We start from the raw sequence: 512 nt of genomic DNA, 5'->3' as shown, positions 1-512 counted from the left end.
GCATCGACGATGGTGCCACCTGATACTTTCATTCCCCGCTCCTGCAAATGACGGCCTACTTCTTCGAAAATTCGTTTGCCAAGGTCATGACGCTCCAGCAAGTGCCGGAACTTGCACACAGTGGTCTCATCCGGCACTGGTTCATTGCCCAGGTCAATAGCGGCAAAGCTGCGCATGGAGACGGATTCATATAAGGCTTCCTCGACAGCCGGATCAGACAGGTTGAACCATTGCTGCAGGAAATAAATACGTAACATCCGCTCTATACCTACAGGTGGACGTCCGTTACCAGCCTTGGGGTAATGTGGTTCTATCAATTCGCACAGCATCGCCCATGGCACGACCTGATTCATCTCTGATAGAAACACTGCTCGCTTCGTCGTCTTGGCATAGCGTTCAAAGCCACCTTCGGCAAATGTTGTCTGTCTCATGGTATTTATGATTCAATGGAAAATAAGCTTATATTACCGTTTCTGAATCAGTGCTCGGGGACTTAATCAGAGATTCCTTAA

At 48.6% G+C, this 512-nt stretch carries 1 protein-coding gene; it reads right to left on the bottom strand.

The annotated features are described in order from the left end of the window. Positions 1-431 (bottom strand): IS5 family transposase (locus ACO0LN_RS30275; protein WP_422980469.1); only part of this gene is annotated, 431 nt, incomplete at its 3' end. Positions 432-512: the final 81 nt, after the last annotated feature.

The organism is Undibacterium sp. TC9W (genome assembly GCF_049339865.1).
Lineage (GTDB): Bacteria > Pseudomonadota > Gammaproteobacteria > Burkholderiales > Burkholderiaceae_D > Undibacterium.
This window is presented reverse-complemented; position numbering and strand designations above follow the sequence as displayed.